15 protein-coding genes are annotated in these 18,629 nt (G+C 43.7%); 10 read left to right on the forward strand and 5 right to left on the reverse strand.

What is annotated here, in order from left to right:
- Positions 1–83: 83 nt before the first annotated feature.
- The 4 genes from K2Q13_RS08965 (at position 84) to K2Q13_RS08980 (ending at position 5,558) form a co-directional block, all read left to right on the forward strand.
- Complete coding sequence (locus K2Q13_RS08965) at positions 84–815, forward strand: response regulator transcription factor (protein WP_292920723.1); 732 nt, start codon at positions 84–86, stop codon at positions 813–815.
- A 219-nt stretch (positions 816–1,034) separates the two neighbouring features.
- Complete coding sequence (locus K2Q13_RS08970; protein ID WP_292920724.1) at positions 1,035–2,030, forward strand: multicopper oxidase domain-containing protein; 996 nt, start codon at positions 1,035–1,037, stop codon at positions 2,028–2,030.
- A gap of 34 nt (positions 2,031–2,064) precedes the next feature.
- Positions 2,065–4,830 carry a multicopper oxidase domain-containing protein gene (locus tag K2Q13_RS08975; RefSeq protein ID WP_292920725.1) on the forward strand — a complete coding sequence of 922 codons (2,766 nt, stop codon included), beginning with the start codon at positions 2,065–2,067 and terminating at the stop codon, positions 4,828–4,830.
- A 356-nt stretch (positions 4,831–5,186) separates the two neighbouring features.
- Positions 5,187–5,558, forward strand: a complete 372-nt coding sequence (locus K2Q13_RS08980; protein WP_292920726.1) for a DUF393 domain-containing protein — start codon at positions 5,187–5,189, stop codon at positions 5,556–5,558.
- Positions 5,559–5,633: 75 nt separating this feature from the next.
- Here the strand turns inward: K2Q13_RS08980 and gatB are convergent, their stop codons facing one another.
- The 3 genes from gatB to gatC form a co-directional block, all read right to left on the reverse strand.
- Positions 5,634–7,073: an Asp-tRNA(Asn)/Glu-tRNA(Gln) amidotransferase subunit GatB gene (gene gatB, locus K2Q13_RS08985; protein ID WP_292920727.1), complete on the reverse strand. Its 1,440-nt coding sequence runs from the start codon at positions 7,071–7,073 to the stop codon at positions 5,634–5,636.
- 46 nt (positions 7,074–7,119) lie between these two features.
- Positions 7,120–8,568, reverse strand: coding sequence for an Asp-tRNA(Asn)/Glu-tRNA(Gln) amidotransferase subunit GatA (gene gatA, locus K2Q13_RS08990; RefSeq protein ID WP_292920728.1), 1,449 nt, complete (start codon positions 8,566–8,568; stop codon positions 7,120–7,122).
- Between the two features lie 90 nt (positions 8,569–8,658).
- Positions 8,659–8,946 (reverse strand): Asp-tRNA(Asn)/Glu-tRNA(Gln) amidotransferase subunit GatC, encoded by a 288-nt coding sequence (gene gatC / locus K2Q13_RS08995; protein ID WP_292920729.1) that lies wholly within the window; start codon positions 8,944–8,946, stop codon positions 8,659–8,661.
- Between the two features lie 139 nt (positions 8,947–9,085).
- Here gatC and K2Q13_RS09000 point away from each other — a divergent pair, with 139 nt between their 5' ends.
- The 6 genes from K2Q13_RS09000 (at position 9,086) to K2Q13_RS09025 (ending at position 15,662) form a co-directional block, all read left to right on the forward strand.
- The gene (locus K2Q13_RS09000; protein WP_292920730.1) at positions 9,086–10,144 is read left to right on the forward strand and encodes a rod shape-determining protein; all 1,059 of its coding nucleotides are present in this window, start codon (positions 9,086–9,088) and stop codon (positions 10,142–10,144) included.
- A gap of 73 nt (positions 10,145–10,217) precedes the next feature.
- On the forward strand, positions 10,218–11,108 hold the full coding sequence (mreC, locus tag K2Q13_RS09005; RefSeq protein WP_292920731.1) for a rod shape-determining protein MreC: 891 nt from the start codon (positions 10,218–10,220) through the stop codon (positions 11,106–11,108).
- A gap of 40 nt (positions 11,109–11,148) precedes the next feature.
- Entirely contained in the window at positions 11,149–11,640 is a 492-nt protein-coding gene (gene mreD / locus K2Q13_RS09010; RefSeq protein WP_292920745.1) for a rod shape-determining protein MreD, read from the forward strand.
- On the forward strand, positions 11,637–13,550 hold the full coding sequence (mrdA, locus tag K2Q13_RS09015) for a penicillin-binding protein 2 (protein ID WP_292920732.1): 1,914 nt from the start codon (positions 11,637–11,639) through the stop codon (positions 13,548–13,550). Before mreD ends, mrdA begins: the two co-directional genes overlap by 4 nt.
- 49 nt (positions 13,551–13,599) lie before the next feature.
- Positions 13,600–14,700, forward strand: coding sequence for a rod shape-determining protein RodA (gene rodA, locus K2Q13_RS09020; protein WP_292920733.1), 1,101 nt, complete (start codon positions 13,600–13,602; stop codon positions 14,698–14,700).
- On the forward strand, positions 14,697–15,662 hold the full coding sequence (locus K2Q13_RS09025; protein ID WP_292920734.1) for a septal ring lytic transglycosylase RlpA family protein: 966 nt from the start codon (positions 14,697–14,699) through the stop codon (positions 15,660–15,662). Before rodA ends, K2Q13_RS09025 begins: the two co-directional genes overlap by 4 nt.
- Positions 15,663–16,126: 464 nt before the next feature.
- Here K2Q13_RS09025 and K2Q13_RS09030 read toward each other — a convergent pair whose 3' ends face one another.
- Together K2Q13_RS09030 and K2Q13_RS09035 are read right to left on the reverse strand one after the other, a co-directional pair.
- On the reverse strand, positions 16,127–17,848 hold the full coding sequence (locus K2Q13_RS09030; protein ID WP_292920735.1) for a methyl-accepting chemotaxis protein: 1,722 nt from the start codon (positions 17,846–17,848) through the stop codon (positions 16,127–16,129).
- Between the two features lie 61 nt (positions 17,849–17,909).
- A complete protein-coding gene (locus K2Q13_RS09035; RefSeq protein WP_292920736.1) occupies positions 17,910–18,401 on the reverse strand; it encodes a chemotaxis protein CheW in 492 nt (163 codons plus the stop codon).
- Positions 18,402–18,629 lie beyond the last annotated feature (228 nt).

Raw genomic sequence — 18,629 nt, forward strand, 5'->3', positions numbered from 1 at the left:
ATATATTATTTAATTACAATTTTATATACTCGAGTGTCATCCTTTTAGCTAGGACTCTTTGTAATTGACGGATAATAAAAAGCGTGATTGAACACCCTGATTCAAGAATACGCATTCTAGTAGCCGAGAGCTTCGAGCTCGTTCGTTTAGGACTGCGCTCACTGTTTGAAAACCACACTAACGTCAACTTGATTGCAGAAACTAATAAAATCGGAGACTTATTTTATCTAGCAGAACAGCATAAGCCGGACATAATCCTTATGGATCTACACCTGAGCGGCAATAGCTACGCGGAACATATTGCCCTGTTAATGCGCACTTGCCCACAAAGTAAAATACTGGCTTTTTCTGATTACAATAACGAACAAACTCACTTAAAAACTTTTCGCTCTGGCGTGGCAGGGGTAATCAAGAAAGGCCATTCGACAGATTTATTAATCAAGGCCATTATTGCAATCCATAAGGGTCATCTCTGGTTTGATCGCAATATCACCAAATTGCTCTGGCAAGCACAGTTCGATCCCGATTCAGCTGTAGAAATCAAACCGCAAACTGATGCTTCAACATTCCAGCAACCTAGATTAAGCGACAGCGAACGTCACGTTGCTCATCTCGCATGCAAAGGTCTATCCGCCAAGGAAATCAGTGCGAAGCTATCTGTAACAGATAAGACCGTACGGAATCAATTATCTATTATCTATAGAAAAATTGGCGTCAAGAAGCAAATCGAACTATGTCTCAAAGCCCATTTATATAATTATTTCGAAGAATCCCACAAAGTAGGGATATTTAATCCAGAAAATAACGAAAGTTAAGCACTGCTTTAAGGACAAATGCCTTCTATTTAGAAAAAAATAGATTTGATAGAATATCGTCCAGCTAGGATTGCATTCCCTTTTTGCAATCAACTTGCTAAATCTTACATTGCAAGTGAATTGTGAACCCCAAATAAAAATGCCTGCATTGATCTGCCAAGATGCATTTTCATACACGCTTCACTTGATATGCATTTTTCACATTAGGAGGGTCATTAAATGCTGTTTCAATCCAACCGATCCGAGTACGACACGAAGCTCATAAAAAATTCCAATGCCTCGCCGACTATCACACAAAGACCTTTAATAAAACTGTGTGCCGTGACAATCGCACTTACTCTAACACTATCTACTTTTTCTGTAGCTTTTGCAGCCGAACATATTATTCAACTGACCGCAGAAGAAACCCTAGACGATGGATTTGGCAACAAGTTGCTGGCTTACAAAATGTTAAGCCATAAAGTTAATGGTACGGATATTACATCACGCTATAGCCCGGAAGCCACCATTCCCGGCCCTACCATCGAGTTAACCGAAGGAGACACGGTTAAGATATCAATTCAGAATGCAATTCCTGGCAATAATACTCCTATTCCTGGAATCAGCAGACAGGTCAGCATTCATGTGCATGGCGTCCATTACGATATTCTTAGCGACGGAACCCTCAAGGTCATCAATAAAAATTTTGACGAGGGAGCAGGTGCCGGGCTTGAAGAAACCTATGTCATCTACGAATATCACTGGAATGTTGCAGCTGGAACTGCTGGCACCTGGCCATACCACGATCATAATTTTGAAACCCATAATGGAGCAGAGCACAAAGGTCTTTTTGGAGCAATCATCGTCAACAAAATCGGCACTCCAAATTTTGACAAGGATTATGTAATTTATTTAGGCGACGATGCTTTCTGGGGTATGGAAATCGACGGAGCGAGCAGAACTCAGTCAAAACATGGCACCAATCCAACATTGGCTGCAACAAAAAACTCCAATGTCCGGTTTCATTTAATTGCCTTAGGCACCGATATTCACACCTTTAAGCTAGACGGCTATAAATGGGTCGACCCCGGAACCAACAATCTTATTAATCAAGTTGCAATCGGTCCGCTAGAGAAACATGTTTTCAGTGTTATTGCCAAAAATAGCGCTGATTATAAAGACAAAAATTTCTCCAATAATCTTTTGGGCATGAAGGGAAAATTTCGAGTCCAGTAAGCATATGTTAGCAACTTAATAATAGGGATAAAAAATGAAGATTAAAAATGCCTTTGGTCTTAGAAGACCAATGACTGCAAGTGTTTTTTTTGTAATCACACTCTTAATTTCGCAGTTCGCTCTGGCTACAGAACATAACTTCGCGCTTACGGCCGAAACATTGCCTAACGGGCAGATTGCGTATGCACTGGCAGGAAACGAAGGAGTCATACCGGGACCGACTTTGTTCGTAAGGAAAGGGGATACAGTTAATGTGTCATTAACAAATAACACCAGCATCAAAATTGGGTTTAAGGTGCCTGACCTTGCGCAATCAGGCTCTGGTAAAATTCAACCTGGAAAAACAAAAAATTATAAGATTAAAGCTGGCAAAGCAGGCAGCTTCGTTTATCACGGTGATAGTAGTGGCAAGGAACTACTGGGTCTGTTTGGCGCAATCATTGTGGATAAGGCACATGGACCAATTGACAGTTATGTAAATGCAGATGGCAGCATTATTCCTGTCACATCAGCTGATATCGATAAACAATTTGTTCTATTCATGGTAGGTTCAACTTTCTGGGGAACTGAAATTATTCCAGGTGGCTCACAACAAAAACCACTTTGGGCGAATCCTAATCCAGGCGCCGTTGAAAATGATATCGTACGCTTTCATATCTTATCAATTGGACCCGGACACACCTTCCACTTACACGCGCATCGATGGTTGAAAACGGGCACCAGCGAAGTGATTGATACCAAGCTATTGAAAGATGAAATCGATAGCCATTCCTTTACCGTCAAAGCAGGCACTGGTGTTGGCACCGGAAGCTGGCAATATCATTGCCACTTAATTGCACATATGGAAGCCGGTATGCACGGTAGTTTCAGAGTTGATCCAATCGGCGGTGACGGAGCCAGTGAAATCGGTGCATCGCCCTATGGTCGAATTTTACTCGGGCCAAAAGATGAGCCAGGCTTGGTAACATTTGAAATAACTGATGAACCAGCCAGTTGGTTTAGAAGTGCGCGCGGAGATGCACTTGTAGGATTGGGTCTGGGCATTAAAACTAAATCATTGGAAGTTATTGCTCCAGGTAGCAGCGTTAATTTTATCATGTCGGACACCAACGCCGTGCACACCATCAGCTCTTTGTTATGGCCTACGGGAGCTCATCATATGCCTTTCAATCAAACCGATGCTTACCGGGGAGGCGGAATTCTCAGATTAGATACGCCAGGCCTTTATGTATTTACTTGTAAAGTTCATCCCTATATGTTTGGTGCAGTGATTGTTGATGATCCTGAAACTACGCACGCGGAAGGAATACTTGGTCTTGCACTTGACTTAGGTGATAAAGCTTCGGATTTTAAAATCGATCTCGTAACCGGAATTAAAGGATTACCCACCAATAGCGATTTGGCCATTCGGTTATTACGAACATTCTTTGTCGCTACTGCACCAGATAACTGGCAAGACTATTCATCCGGCAGTTGGAATGTAAAATTTCCTGATCTTTCAGTCGTGATCTCGGGAGCCCCATTCAGTAAGGAGCTAACCGATGGGGGCGTTGCTGCTCCTTTAAGCATCTTGGATATCAGCGGTGAACTTCTTCCAACGCCAATTCCACCAACAGAACACGGTGTCGGAGAAGTATGGATTAATACCCAGTTTGAGAAAACTGCAAGCAAATACAAGCCAGGCACCATTACCGTGGTTGATGCATCCGATTGGACGGTTAAACGCAAGATTGGATTACCTGAGATCGATATGAATAATCCACATAATATGTGGCCCAATCGAGATCAATCAGTCATTTATCAGACCCAATGGTTTGATAACAAATTAACCATGATCAAGCGCAAGAATGGTCAATTGATCAAAAACATTCAAGTGGGATATGCACCTTCTCATGTTATGACATTACCCACGAATGATGACGCAACGATTGCTATCAATGGTGAAAACAGCATTGCAGTTATTCCTGCTGGGACTAAGCATGTTACCAAAATGATGCCAACACAAGGACGCGGACATACCTCTGCAAATCCTCATGGCCATTGGATCAGTGCAGATGGATCCAGAATCGTAACCCCCAACATCAATACGGGTGATATCGGAATCTATGCTGCCGATGGCGATATACACGCCAGAACCGCAACAGGTCAAGGTGCTCCCGGCGCACATCCAATCGCAATCGGTATGATGCCGGATTCCAGCAAAATTTATGCAACCAACCTTCTACACCATTCATTAAGCGTGCTGAATGGCAATACCGGAGAGCTGATCAAAACTGTTAATCTCATTGCTGATTACGATCCGATTGACGGCAGTTTTGCTGATAATGATGGGAATGGAGAAATTGCAGTCGGCGTATTACCCATCCAAACACCCGTTTCTCCCGATGGCAAAGCAGTTGTAATCGCCGCAACAGGCGGACAAATTGTTATCGTAGATACCGCTACCGATAGCATCGTTAAAATGCTCCCCTGCGATCCCGGTTGTCACGGTGCAAACTTTGGTGCCAAACAGGGTGGTGGATATTATGCCTACGTTACAAGCAAATTTTCCAATCGTCTGATCGTAGTAGATACTGATCCGAATGGCGATGGCAATCTGAATGACGCAATGATTGTGGGAGCGATTTCTCTAACCGCCGGAGAAAATACAGCTAGTGATGACGTGGTAAGTCGTCTGCCAGGATTTGGTGGTCAAGGAGTGCTTGCGATTCCCAATGTTTACAACGGCTGGGTGCAAAATCTGCCAGAAGACTGGAAAGCCGGCTTGACCGCTGCACAAAGAAATCCAATCGGAGACTAATATCCGTACAGCTGCCAGCATCGAACTGGTAGCTGTACTTTTTGAGCACTTCTACCTTGTGTTGCAAATCACAAAGTACACTTTTGCAAAAGTCTCTAGGAATACCATTCTGGATTTCTGTCGCACGCAATTAAGCAATGCTATGATAAGACACTGATGCACCGAGACACTTCATTTTTACCCACTGACACGAGAGCAAGCATTTTGACGTCAATTATGCTAATGTAAAAATAGTAATGCAAAGATGAGTATATTGTATGGTCTGGATGTGACGATGAAAGCTCCAGAAAAATTGATCATTTCTTAGTCCTAAGAAAGACTGTTACCTTCTTGGCCATTTATCGTGAAAAACAGCAATGACGAATCAACCAAAAATAAAAGTGTATTACAACTCAGCCTGTCCTGTATGCAAAGCTGGAATTGAAGCTCAGATGGACAAAGAAAGTTGTTGTGAAATCCAGTGGAACGATATTCATACGCATCGTGCGCTTGTTTCCGAGGTCAATTCAGATCTTGAGTTCGTTCGCGAACGTCTGCATGTTATTGATGAGGTGGGCAATCTTCATGTCGGTTTTGATGCCTTTTTGGCCATCTGGCGTGCATCTGCGCATGAACGCTGGAAAGCGAAAATGCTAGGGATTCCGGTTGTCAGGCAGTTGTGTACGTTGAGCTATAATTTATTTGCGGCAGCGCTTTATCGCTGGAATAAAGCCAAAAAGCATTGGTAGCTTTATAGAACTTGATTTAAACCAACTCGGTGGCAAGGTTTCAACAGCCTGTTAAGTTGATAGTCTTGATTCTTGCTATCCTTCCAGTTTCTTTTTCAAAATAGTATTCACCTGTGCTGGATTGGCTTTTCCTTGGGTTGCTTTCATGATTTGGCCGACCAGTGAATTGAAAGCTTTTTCTTTGCCATTGCGATAGTCTGCGACTTGTTGTTCATTGGCCGTCAGTACTTGTTCAACCAGTTTCTCAATGGCGCTATCGTCGGAAATTTGTTTTAACCCTTTGGCGGCAATGATAGCATCGACATTTTTTTCCAATTCACCATTCCACATGCTTTCAAATACCGTTTTGGCTGCCTTGCCGGAAATGGTGCCATCACTGATTCGCTCCAGCAGTGTCGCAAGTTGGGAAGGGGTAATTGGGCATGCGGTGATTTCAAGTCCTTCTTTGTTCAATTGCCCACTGATCTCGCCCATGATCCAGTTGGCGCACAATTTTGCCTGTGCAGGCAATTGCTTGATAGTTGATTCAAAATAATCTGCGGTTTCGCGAGAGCTTGTTAGTACGGAGGTATCGTAGGCGGATAGCGCGAACTCCGACATATAGCGATCGCGGCGCGCCTGAGGTAATTCCGGCAAAGCTGATTGCACTTGGTCAATCCAGTTTGCGGAAATTTCGAGCGGCAATAAATCCGGATCGGGGAAATAACGATAATCGTTGGCATCTTCCTTGGTACGCATAGTCCGCGTTTCGTCTTTGCTGGCATCGTACAGACGGGTTTCCTGCCGGATTGTACCGCCGTCTTCTAGAATTTCAATTTGTCGCCTGGCCTCATAATCAATCGCTTTCTCGAGAAAACGGAATGAATTCAAATTCTTGATCTCACAGCGCGTGCCCAGTTTTTCCGTGCCGTGTGGACGCACCGAAACATTGGCATCGCAGCGGAAAGAGCCTTCCTGCATATTGCCATCGCAAATGCCGATCCAACGTACCAGCGCGTGCAGTGTTTTCGCATAGACTACGGCTTCCGCACTGCTGCGTATATCCGGCTCAGAAACGATTTCCAGCAAGGGTGTGCCAGCCCGATTCAGATCAATCCCGCTCATACCATGAAAATCCTCGTGCAGCGACTTGCCGGCGTCTTCTTCCAGATGCGCGCGCGTCAGGCGGATATTTTTTTCCTCACCATCAGCCTGAATCTGAATGTTGCCACCTTGCACCACCGGCAATTCGAATTGACTGATTTGATAGCCTTTCGGCAAATCGGGATAAAAATAATTTTTGCGGGCGAAAATAGAGGGTGAATTAATTTTAGCGCCGACTGACAAACCAAATTTGATAGCCCGTTCAACCGCGCCCTTATTGAGTACTGGCAAAACACCGGGCAATGCCAAATCGATTACGCACGCTTGGGTATTCGGCGGCGCACCATAAGCGGTGGATGCGCCTGAGAATATTTTAGATTGCGTTGAAAGTTGAGCATGTACTTCAAGACCGATGACAATTTCCCATTGCATGATAAATTTCCGGCTAGATGATTGATTTTATGAATGAACGATAGCTTTAAACAGGCGACTTCAAATGCCAGTCTGTCACCAATTGATATTGATGTGCAATATTCAGCATTTGCGCTTCCTTAAAATAATTACCCATAATGTGTAAGCCAATTGGTCGATTTTTGTCACCAAAACCAATCGGGATCGACATTGCCGGCATTCCGGTCAGGTTTGCCGCGCTGGTATAGATATCCGATAAATACATTTGGATCGGGTCGCCGCTTTTTTCTCCCAGATTAAATGCGACCGTGGGAGTGGTAGGCCCCATGATAATGTCGCACCGTTTATAGGCTTCAGTAAAATCCTGCGCGATCAGGCGGCGCAGTTTCTGCGCCTTGATGTAGTAGGCGTCGTAATAACCATGCGACAACACATAGGTTCCGATCAGAATTCGTCGTTTCACTTCTGCGCCAAAGCCTTGCGTGCGTGTTTTGCGATACATGTCAGCTAGGTCGCTGTATGCTGGAGCACGATAACCGTAACGTACCCCATCAAAACGGGATAAATTGCTCGACGCCTCAGCAGGTGCCAAAACATAATAAACTGGAATCGACAGTGGCGCATTGGGTAATGAAACCTCAATCGTTTGTGCACCTAATCTGCGATACTCAACCAATGCTTTTTCGATCGCGCTTGCGACATCCTGGCTCATGCCCTCGGCAAAATATTCTTTCGGCAAACCGATGCGCAGACCCGCTAAAGGTTTCTGCAAATCCTGCGCGCAATCCTCAGCATCGCGCTGCAGACTGGTGGAATCACGCGGATCAAACCCAATCATGACATTCAGCAGTAGCGCCAAATCTTCGGCCGATTTAGCCATTGGCCCGCCCTGGTCCAAGCTGGAGGCAAAAGCGATCATGCCGTAGCGCGACACCAATCCATAGGTCGGTTTAATTCCGGAGATGCCGCATAATGCTGCGGGTTGGCGGATGGAACCGCCGGTATCTGTGCCGGTTGCTGCAGGGGCTAGTCTGGCTGCCACTGCACACGCCGCGCCGCCTGAACTGCCACCAGGAACTGCCGCAATATCCCAGGGGTTTTTAACAATGCCGAAATAGGATGTTTCATTGCTTGACCCCATGGCAAATTCATCCATGTTGGTTTTGCCAATGTTGATCGCACCCGCCTGATTGAATCGTTCAATAACACCGGCATCATACGGTGAAACAAAATTTGACAGCATTTTTGAGCCGCACGTGGTCAACCAGCCTCTAGCGCAAAAAATATCTTTCTGTGCAATCGGAATTCCGGTTAATGGCCCGGCCTGTCCTGTGGCAAGCATTTTGTCAGCTACCTTTGCTTGCGCCAAACTTATTTCTTCGTTGACCGTAATAAACGCGTTGTATTCAGGATTGAATTGTTTGATGCGCTGCAAAAACTCGGTGGTAAGTTCAGTGCTGGAAATTTTTTTTTCGGCAAGCTGAATCGAGAGCTGTTTAAGACTGGCATTAAACATGGATTTACTGATTAGAGAAAAATAAAATGTTACGTATAATGGCTATTCTTTATAGCCTTAGAAATTCCTTGGGCACATTTCGTCACTTATCTATTCAATGACTTGTGGAACCAAATAGAGATTAGCTTCGACTTGTGGTGCAATCGATTGATATAATCCGTGTTGGTCGGCTTCAGTGACTTCATCTTCGCGTAGGCGTTGCACTACACTTTGCGCATGAGACATGGGCTCCACGGTTGAAGTATCGACAGCTTGCATTGTTCCTATCAGATCAAAAATACCGGATAATTGATTCAAAGTCTCTTTTGCCTCGTTATCGTTAATCTCAATATAGGCAAGATCAGCAATTCGTTTTACATCACTAACAGATAAAGTCATTTGAGATGGTTAGCCTTATATTCAAAGAAGTATTAGGGTATCATGCCGCAGTTTAACTCGCGTATTATTTTTTGATGGTTTCATTTGTTATTCTATTTATTCGCTCTCATCATAATTACTAATATCGGATATTGCCATTATGTTTAATTTCTTGAACAACAGTATTCTTGGAAGCTACTTCTCAACAGACATGGCGATTGATTTGGGTACAGCCAATACGCTGATATATGTCCACGGCCAAGGTATTGTGCTGGATGAACCATCAGTAGTGGCTATTCGCACAGAAAGCGGAGCCAACGGTAAGAAAATGATCCAACAGGTGGGTCTTGCAGCCAAACAAATGCTAGGTCGCACCCCAGGCAACATTACCGCAATCCGCCCTATGAAAGATGGCGTGATTGCTGATTTTACCGTGACCGAACAGATGCTCAAAATGTTTATCCGCAAAGTGAATCCGCCACGCCTATTTTCCGCCAATCCGCGTATTGTAATTTGTGTACCCTATGGCTCCACGCAGGTGGAGCGCCGTGCTATTCGTGAAGCAGCTTATGGCGCCGGCGCACGCAAGGTTGAGTTGATCGAAGAACCGATGGCAGCTGCATTAGGGGCTGATCTTCCAGTGGAATCCCCGACTGGCTCGATGGTGGTTGACATTGGTGGGGGCACGACAGAGGTTGGCGTTATTTCGCTAGGTGGCATCGTGTATTCCAATTCTGTACGCGTTGGAGGGGACAAATTTGATGAGGCGATTATCAACTATATTCGTCGCAATTATGGCATGTTGATCGGCGAAGTGACAGCAGAGATTATTAAGAAGGAAATCGGCTCTGCTTTTCCTGGCTCAGAAGTACGAGAAATTGAAGTGAAAGGTCGCAATCTGGCGGAAGGCATACCGCGCAGCTTCACGATTTCCAGCAATGAAATTCTGGAAGCACTGACCGAACCAATCAATAGTATTGTCAGTGCAGTTAAATCGGCCTTAGAACATACTCCGCCGGAATTGGGTGCGGATATTGCTGATAAAGGTATGGTTATGACTGGAGGCGGAGCTTTGTTGCGCGATGTTGATCGATTATTAATGGAGGAAACTGGCTTATCGGTCATTGTTGCCGATGATCCGCTGACCTGTGTCGTACGGGGAGCTGGGATCGCGCTGGAAAATATGGATCGATCCATTGGTATTTTTGCTCGTGACTAATTATTGTTTAATTACTGATTACTTTTCTCTTTTCTAGTACAAAATTAAGTCTTTCTCTTAAAGACGGAACGTAATGGAAACAGCCCCACAGTTTTTCAGGAATGGTCCGGGTCCGTTTGCACGACTGTTTATATTTGCGATCCTATCCTGCTTGTTGATTGCGGATGATACGCGTTTCAAATATTTTCCTCAGTTGCGCCAAACAATTGGTGTGATCATCTTTCCTTTACAGAAAATTGCTTATATCCCTTCAGATATATATGATCAAGTTGAGAAATTGATTACCAGTTTCAACTTGCTCGAAGAAAATGTAAAATTGCGACAACTTTATCTGGACCGTCGTGAACAACTGCTGAGATTAGAGGCACTGGAAGCCGAGAATACGCACTTGCGCAGATTGTTAGGCGCAGCACAGCAAATCGAAACCACTGCTAAAACGAAAGTAGTTTTAGCAGAAATTCAGTATACTCCGCGTGATCCGTTTAATCACAAAATAACCTTGAATAAAGGCAGTTATCATGATATTGAGTTGGGTCAGGCAGTAATTGATGATAAGGGTATCGTCGGACAAATTACGCAGCTATACCCTTGGTCATCCGAAGTAACGCTTTTGACAGATAAAGATCATGCTGTTCCTATCCAAGTTGTTCGCAATGGTTTGCGATCAATCGTATCTGGAACGGGTAAAAATAATGAGCTGGAATTACGTTACTTATCGGTTAACACAGATATTCAGCAAGGTGACTTATTAGTTACTTCCGGGATTGGCGGAGTGTATCCGTCAGGAATTCCCGTTGCAACTGTGCTCAAGATTGAGCAGGACCCTGCAGGTGATTTTGCGCTTGTTACCAGCGCGCCGATTGCTGGTGTAAATCGGAATCGACAGGTTTTAGTTCTGTCCTTGGCGCAGGTAGAATCCAATGATTCTCTAGAGATGCCAACCATTGAATCCGGAACGAATTAAAGAAAATAATTCAACTAAAGAGAACTACTTAAGGCAGGATATGTATGTGCCTGCCAGTAGTTTGTTTATTGCCACAAGTCTAGTCATCGCACTCATCCTCAATTTTCTACCATTGCAAGGCGATCTTTTGATCGCGCGTCCTGATTTCGTAGCACTCGCAATAGCTTATTGGAATGTCAATCATCCGCACAAATTAGGAATGAGCTTGGCATTTGGCATGGGATTAATGATGGATGTCGGCAACGCTGGGATAATGGGCCAACATGCCTTAGCATATTGTGTTATTTTTTATCTGACACAAATTTTCGGTCGGCGTTTGCGGCTATTCAGTTTACTAAAGCAAGCACCGCAAATCGGTTTTTTCTTATTCATAATGCAAACAGTCTTCGTTCTGATAGCCCTATCGAGCGGATCAACACTGCCTGGCTGGAGTTACTTTCACGCGACTATCACAGGTACCTTACTTTGGGCGCCGGCTGCCTTTGTAATGACTCTGCTATCAAAACCAAAACCGGACTCTAGTGCGTTATGAAGCAACATGTAGAACTAAGAAATCACCCAATTGAACTGTATAAATTTCGTATGCGTCTTGCCATCAGCGCAGGCTTTGTTCTTATTCTGTTTCTGTTGCTCTATGCACGCTTCTATTACTTACAGATTATTCAGCAGGAGCATTATCATACGCTGGCGGAAGCGAATCGTATTTCCATTGCGCCACTGGTTCCCTACCGTGGCTTGATCTCTGATCGAAGTGGAAAAATATTGGCACAAAATTATTCAGCGTATACGCTGGAGGTTGTACCCAGTAAAATTCAAGATCTTGAGGCGACATTAAATGAGCTGGCAACCATTATTGAGATCACCCCCGCTGATCGCCAGCGATTCAAGAAATTACTAAGAGAGAGTAAACGATTCAAAAGTTTACCTATCAGGAATCGTTTGACAGATGTCGAGATCGCAACCTTTGCTACAAATCGTTACCGTTTCCCAGGCATTGAAATCAAGGCTCAGGTATACCGTCAATACCCGGAAAAGGAGATGGTTTCACATGTTATTGGCTATATCAGTCGGATCAATGATCAAGATCTCGAGCAACTGGAAAGCCGTGGCGAACTTCACAATTATCGCGGCTCTCATCACATTGGCAAAATTGGTATTGAGCAGAGTTATGAAAAACAATTACATGGCGTCACAGGATTTGAGGAAGTAGAAACCGATGCAGCAGGCCGCTCTATTCGAGTATTGTCACGCACACCACCGACGCCTGGCAATAATTTAATTCTCACATTAGATCTTGGCTTACAGGAAGTAGCAGAAATCGCATTTAACGATCGCCGGGGTGCACTGGTTGCTTTGGACCCTAACAATGGAGAAGTGCTTGCTTTTGTTAGCAAACCAGGTTATGACAATAACCTCTTTATCGGCGGCATTGACCAGGAAAACTGGAATTTGCTTAACAATTCGATTGATCGCCCTCTCAATAACCGAGCGCTACGAGGTGTTTATCCTCCAGGATCAACATTTAAACCCTTTATGGCGCTTGCCGCACTTGAGCTGGGGAAACGCACGCCCGAATATAGCATGAGTGATCCCGGATATTTTTCACTGCCCGGCGTCAGTCGGCGCTATCGTGACTGGAAACCCGGCGGGCATGGCAGAGTCGATTTGCACAAATCTCTCGTTGTTTCTTGTGATACCTATTACTACAGTCTTGCCAACGATCTCGGAATCGACAACATACACAATTTTATCAGTCAGTTTGGGTTAGGAAGTAAAACGGGCATTGATGTTGAAGGAGAAGCGTCGGGGTTATTGCCTTCCTCTGCTTGGAAAATGCGACAGCATAAACAAAAATGGTATGCTGGGGATACTATTTCAGTTGCAATTGGGCAGGGATATAATTTGACCACACCGCTTCAGCTCGCTTTCGCCACGATGATCATCGCAAACAATGGTAAAGCATATTTACCCCACTTGGTTAAACAAATTCAGAATAGTCAAACCGGGGAAGTTCAGGATATCCCTGCCAAATTGCTTTATAGCTTAAATCTTAAGCCTAAAAATCTCGAAGTCGTTAAGAATGCGCTTGTGGATGTTACCCGCCCCGGGGGAACAGCTGCAAAAGCGGGCGCCAATGCAGACTACACTTTTGCTGGTAAGACTGGCACATCACAAGTTATCGCTATTAAACAGGGAGAACGTTACAACGAAAAATTGATCAATGAACGTCACCGCGATCATGCAATGTTTATTGCATATGCACCAGCAGAAGATCCCAAGATTGCTTTGGCAATTTTAGTCGAAAATACTGGCACCGGCGGTTCAACAGCAGCTCCTATTGCACGACAAGTCTTTGATTATTTTTTATTAGGCAAATTGCCGGAAATAGATCTTGCTCATTTGATTGAACCCATTAAAGATCATGCGCATGATCATCTCTGAGAAGACTCAAATCAGTATTCAATTAATTATCGACCTGCATACATGATGCATGATTGAAATTAGAAAAATTTGGCACTATCTTACGCGCTATGTAGATAGCTTTCTGTTAGTCGGAATCCTCATATTAATGTCGATAGGGCTTATTGTGCTATATAGCGCCACGGGTGGAAATGTAACCAGAGTCAGTAATCAAGCAGTTAATATACTGGTAGCGTTAGTAATTATGTGGTTGGTTGCAAATATTCCACTGCAACAAATATTGCGCCTGGCATTCCCGATGTACATGCTAGGATTGATTTTACTTATCGGCGTTGCATTATTTGGTGAAATAAACAATGGTGCCAGACGCTGGCTTAATATTGGGGTAACTCGAATCCAACCATCTGAATTGATGAAAATAGCGATACCGTTGATGATGGCTTGGTATTTCGATAAGTATGAAATTGCTTTACGTTTGAGAGATTATTTTGGTGCAACGATATTGTTATTGTTGCCTGTTCTGCTGATCTTACGGCAACCGGATTTAGGGACCGCCTTGTTAATTGCTGCCAGCGGTTTTTATGTTCTGTTCCTGGCTGGATTATCTTGGCGCATTATTGTTGGATTAGTGACGGCTGCAGCCGCAAGTTTGCCGATACTTTGGTCGGTGATGCACGATTATCAACGACAACGCATCATGACATTGTTTGATCCAACGCAAGACCCTTTGGGCGCCGGTTATCATACGATCCAATCTTCTATTGCGATCGGTTCTGGTGGAGTCGTTGGAAAAGGATGGCAAAATGGCACGCAAACGCAATTAGATTTTTTGCCAGAACAAAGCACCGATTTTATCTTTGCTGTTTTTTCAGAAGAATTTGGGTTAATTGGGAATACTGTATTATTATTACTATATCTGCTAGTAATCGGGCGGTGTATAGCAATTACAGCAAATGCTTCAACGCAGTTTACACGTTTGATCTCAGGATCGATTACATTGACCTTTTGCACTTATATATTTGTTAATATAGGAATGGTAAGCGGCATTCTCCCAATTGTAGGCGTACCTCTTCCGCTAATCAGTTATGGCGGTACATCTATGGTTACGATGCTGCTTGGTTTTGGTATTTTGATGAGTATTCAGACACATCCTAAGTTGATAAAAACATGACAAACTCTAATTCTTCATTCTTTAAAGTGTATAAATATTTATCTGTACTCTGCAGATCAATTCCTGGATTGGCATTGGTATTAATTTTTGCACTATTGGCTGCGTGTAGCAGTACACCGCAATATAACAGCAGTGTGCAAGAACAACAGAGAACAACAGCGACCAAGCTATCAGGCATCAACCCAAGTGAAATGAACAGACGAGGAGGTGGATACTATCTGGACGATGGTCCAGAAGATAATCCGCCACCAAACTTACATCTTGTTCCAGATGCCGTGCCTAAAGCTGAGCCATTGCGTGCAGCCAATATGCAACCCTATGTCGCACTAGGAAAACATTTTAGACCCATGACTGGTTTGGAACCTTATAGGAAACGTGGAATTGCTTCATGGTATGGGCGTCGTTATCATGGAAACAATACAGCCTCAGGAGAGGTTTATGATATGTATGCAATGACAGCGGCTCACCCCACATTACCGTTACCTAGCTATGCACGGGTCACCAATCTGGAAAATGGCAATTCGGTGATTGTGCGTTTGAATGATCGAGGCCCATTTCTTTCTGATCGTATCATCGATCTTTCTTATACTGCCGCATATAAATTGGGAATACTAACTGGTGGTAGCGGTCAGGTTGAAGTAGAGAGCATCATACCGAATAATGGGCAAGTTATACTGGCGGTTTCCAAACCATCTCCCTCGCTGCCTGTTGCCGATAGTCACGCAGAAATGAACATTGTTTATTTGCAACTAGCTGCATTTGGTTCATCAGATAACGCAAGGAATTTTCTTTCTCAGATACATCAGAGACTCCCATCACTCAAAGAAACAGCCAGTATTACCAAGAACAAGGGGTTGTATAAAATACACGTCGGCCCTTATCCAGATTCAACCGTTGCCAGGTTGGCAGCCAATACGCTTAGTCAACAACTCGCGATAACACCTGTTCTGGTGAATGACTGAATTGGGTAAAAAAATCCCTATTGCAAGCAATAGGGATTAAAGGGCCTCGTCATAAAATCATCCATCGCAATTAACAGTCAAATGTAAAACATCTCCCTCAGTGCAGGTATCGATACATTTTTTACATTCCGGTTTCAATATTGCGATAACTGATTTTAAGTTTAATACCAACTGAGTATTCTTGAAGATGAAAACAGAGAGGGAATTTACCCTTATATCTAAACTATGACTGTGATTTTTGTCACACCTCAATGAAGATACATATTTGGTTCTCGCTCACAGATTCAAAACACATTAAGGTAACTGCTAAGCAACCACCCTAATTTGGCAGAGAACTCAATATTGAGTTCTCTGCTCGAATAAAAAAGCGCCACTCAGAATTGAGTGGCGCTTATATCAAAATCTCTTTAGTCCGACTATTGGCCTAAAGCGACTGCACTTATGCTAGACTGATTAGCTTCGTACTAAAATTGTTCCCAATCATCTCCACCACCACCGGACACAACTTTACGTGACTGTATTGAGACGGAATCCTCGTCGGACTTCACCGCTGCTTTCTTCGTAGGCACTCTATTTGGTAACTTAGCAACTGATGCAGGACGATTATTCCTTTTAATTGGCATACCCTGTGTATAGCCAGCTCCGCCAGATATTTTAAAGACACTGACTGCTTGAGTCAAAGCTTGCGCCTGATCACTCATGGACTCGGCCGCTGCGGCGGCCTCTTCGACCAAAGCCGCATTTTGTTGCGTAACCTCATCCATCTGCGTCACAGCCTGATTTACTTGCTCAATACCTGAACTTTGTTCATGAGATGCCGCTGAGATCTCACTCATAATATCGGTTACTCGCTTAACCGCAATTACAATCTCATCCATCGTGATGCCAGCCTCATCCACCAAACGAGTCCCATCTTCTACTTTAGCTACTGAATCACTGATCAATTCCTTAATTTCTTTCGCCGCCGCTGCTGAACGTTGCGCCAGCGTGCGCACTTCGGTAGCCACTACCGCAAAACCACGACCTTGTTCACCTGCACGCGCCGCTTCTACTGCAGCGTTCAGCGCCAGAATGTTAGTCTGAAATGCTATACCATCTATGACACTGATAATATCCACAATCTTCTTGGAGCTTTCATTAATTGAACTCATAGTTTGCACTACCTGGCCAACTACAGCTCCACCTTTTACTGCAACTTCAGATGCTCCTGCCGCCAACTGATTGGCTTGACGGGCATTATCGGCATTTTGCTTCACGGTAGAGGTCAATTCTTCCATGGAAGATGCAGTCTCTTCTAGGCTAGATGCCTGTTCTTCGGTACGCTGACTCAAATCAGTATTGCCTGAGGCAATCTCACCAGAGGCCGTAGCAATCTGATCAGTTCCTGTACGCACTTTACTGACTAGTTCGATCAAGTTTTCGTTCATGGTTTTGAGCGCTTGCAACAAACGTCCGGTTTCATTGGTTGAATTGACCTCAATTCGGCTAGTCAAATCACCCGATGCTACTGCATTTGCAACCATAACCGCTTCATTTAGCGGACCCACAATGGCACGAATCAAAATTAAACCCATAATAATCGCCAGAACCACACCCAATCCTATGGCAGCACCGGTCATCGTAAACACAAAATTAAAATTGCTTTGCGCTTCTGCATATTCCTGACCTGCAACTTTTGACTGCAATTCAATCAAATCAAACATAGTTTGATGCACTGCATCAAAACTTGGCGTCGCATCATTTGTAGCATTCTCAGCCGCCGCCTCAAAATTCCCTGCCATGGCCAGATTCATTGTACGGTCACGGGCTTCTTTATATATCGGCCATTGCTGTGTAAAAGCATTCGCTAACTTTTCCTCTTCAGGCGTCAAGTAAGTAGCCATGAATTTCTGCCATGTAGCATTGATTTCAGCATCCCTTTCAGCTGTCATTGCAGCACGCTGCTTAGCAACCGCAACATCTTGCATATTAGCTGCCATTACTGCGTTGAGACGAACGCGATGCATCCGGTCAAGTATCAAACTCAAATCTCCCAGAACTACCGTACGATCTTCATAAACCGTCTTTAAACCATCATTAGACTGATCGATACCATACAAACCTAGGGCACCAACACCTACCAACAATACCGACAACATTCCTATTACCAACGCCAGTTTCGACTTTATCGTCATATTCTTCAACATAAAAACCTCCTTAAAATCCACAGTTCGTTCCTAATCTATAGAAAAACTTATCAGAATCTCATCAATCTATGCTTTGCTCAATCAACTCCATGCCACTACTACTCATCAGTTTCTCGATATCAATCAATATCAACATACGTTCGCCGACGGCACCGAGCCCCATAATGTAATCAGTATCAATTACTGAGCCTAATCCTGGTGTAGGCCTCATTTGTTCTGCTTCCAAAGTAATTACATCTGACACACCATCCACTACGACCCCTACGACACGCCCGAATACATTTAAAATAATTACCACGGTAAATTGATCATACGTTACATCACTTAGCTTAAATTTAATCCGCATATCGATAATGGGCACGATAATTCCGCGCAGATTGACTACACCTTTGATAAAATCAGGCGCATTGGCAATCTGAGTAATAGCATCATAACCACGAATTTCCTGTACTTTAAGAATCTCTATCCCATATTCTTCCTTTCCTAGGCAAAAAGTTAGAAACTCGTTGTTTAAATGACTATCTGCTAAACTTGCGATTCGTTCTTGCAACATAAATCTCACTCCATCTTCTATATGAAAAACACGAACCTTATGCGAGTTCGCAGGTTATGATTTACGGAAAAAGGAATACTTTCTTAAATGAGTTTGCAGATTTTAATAGAATCGGTAATCAATCAAACTGGGAACAGGCGAACAAAATCACTTTATATCTGTAAAAATAATAGCTATAAAAAGATTATTGATTAATGATCACAATTAAATGATTTTTTCGAATGTTTC

The organism is Nitrosomonas sp., assembly GCF_019752095.1.
GTDB lineage: Bacteria > Pseudomonadota > Gammaproteobacteria > Burkholderiales > Nitrosomonadaceae > Nitrosomonas.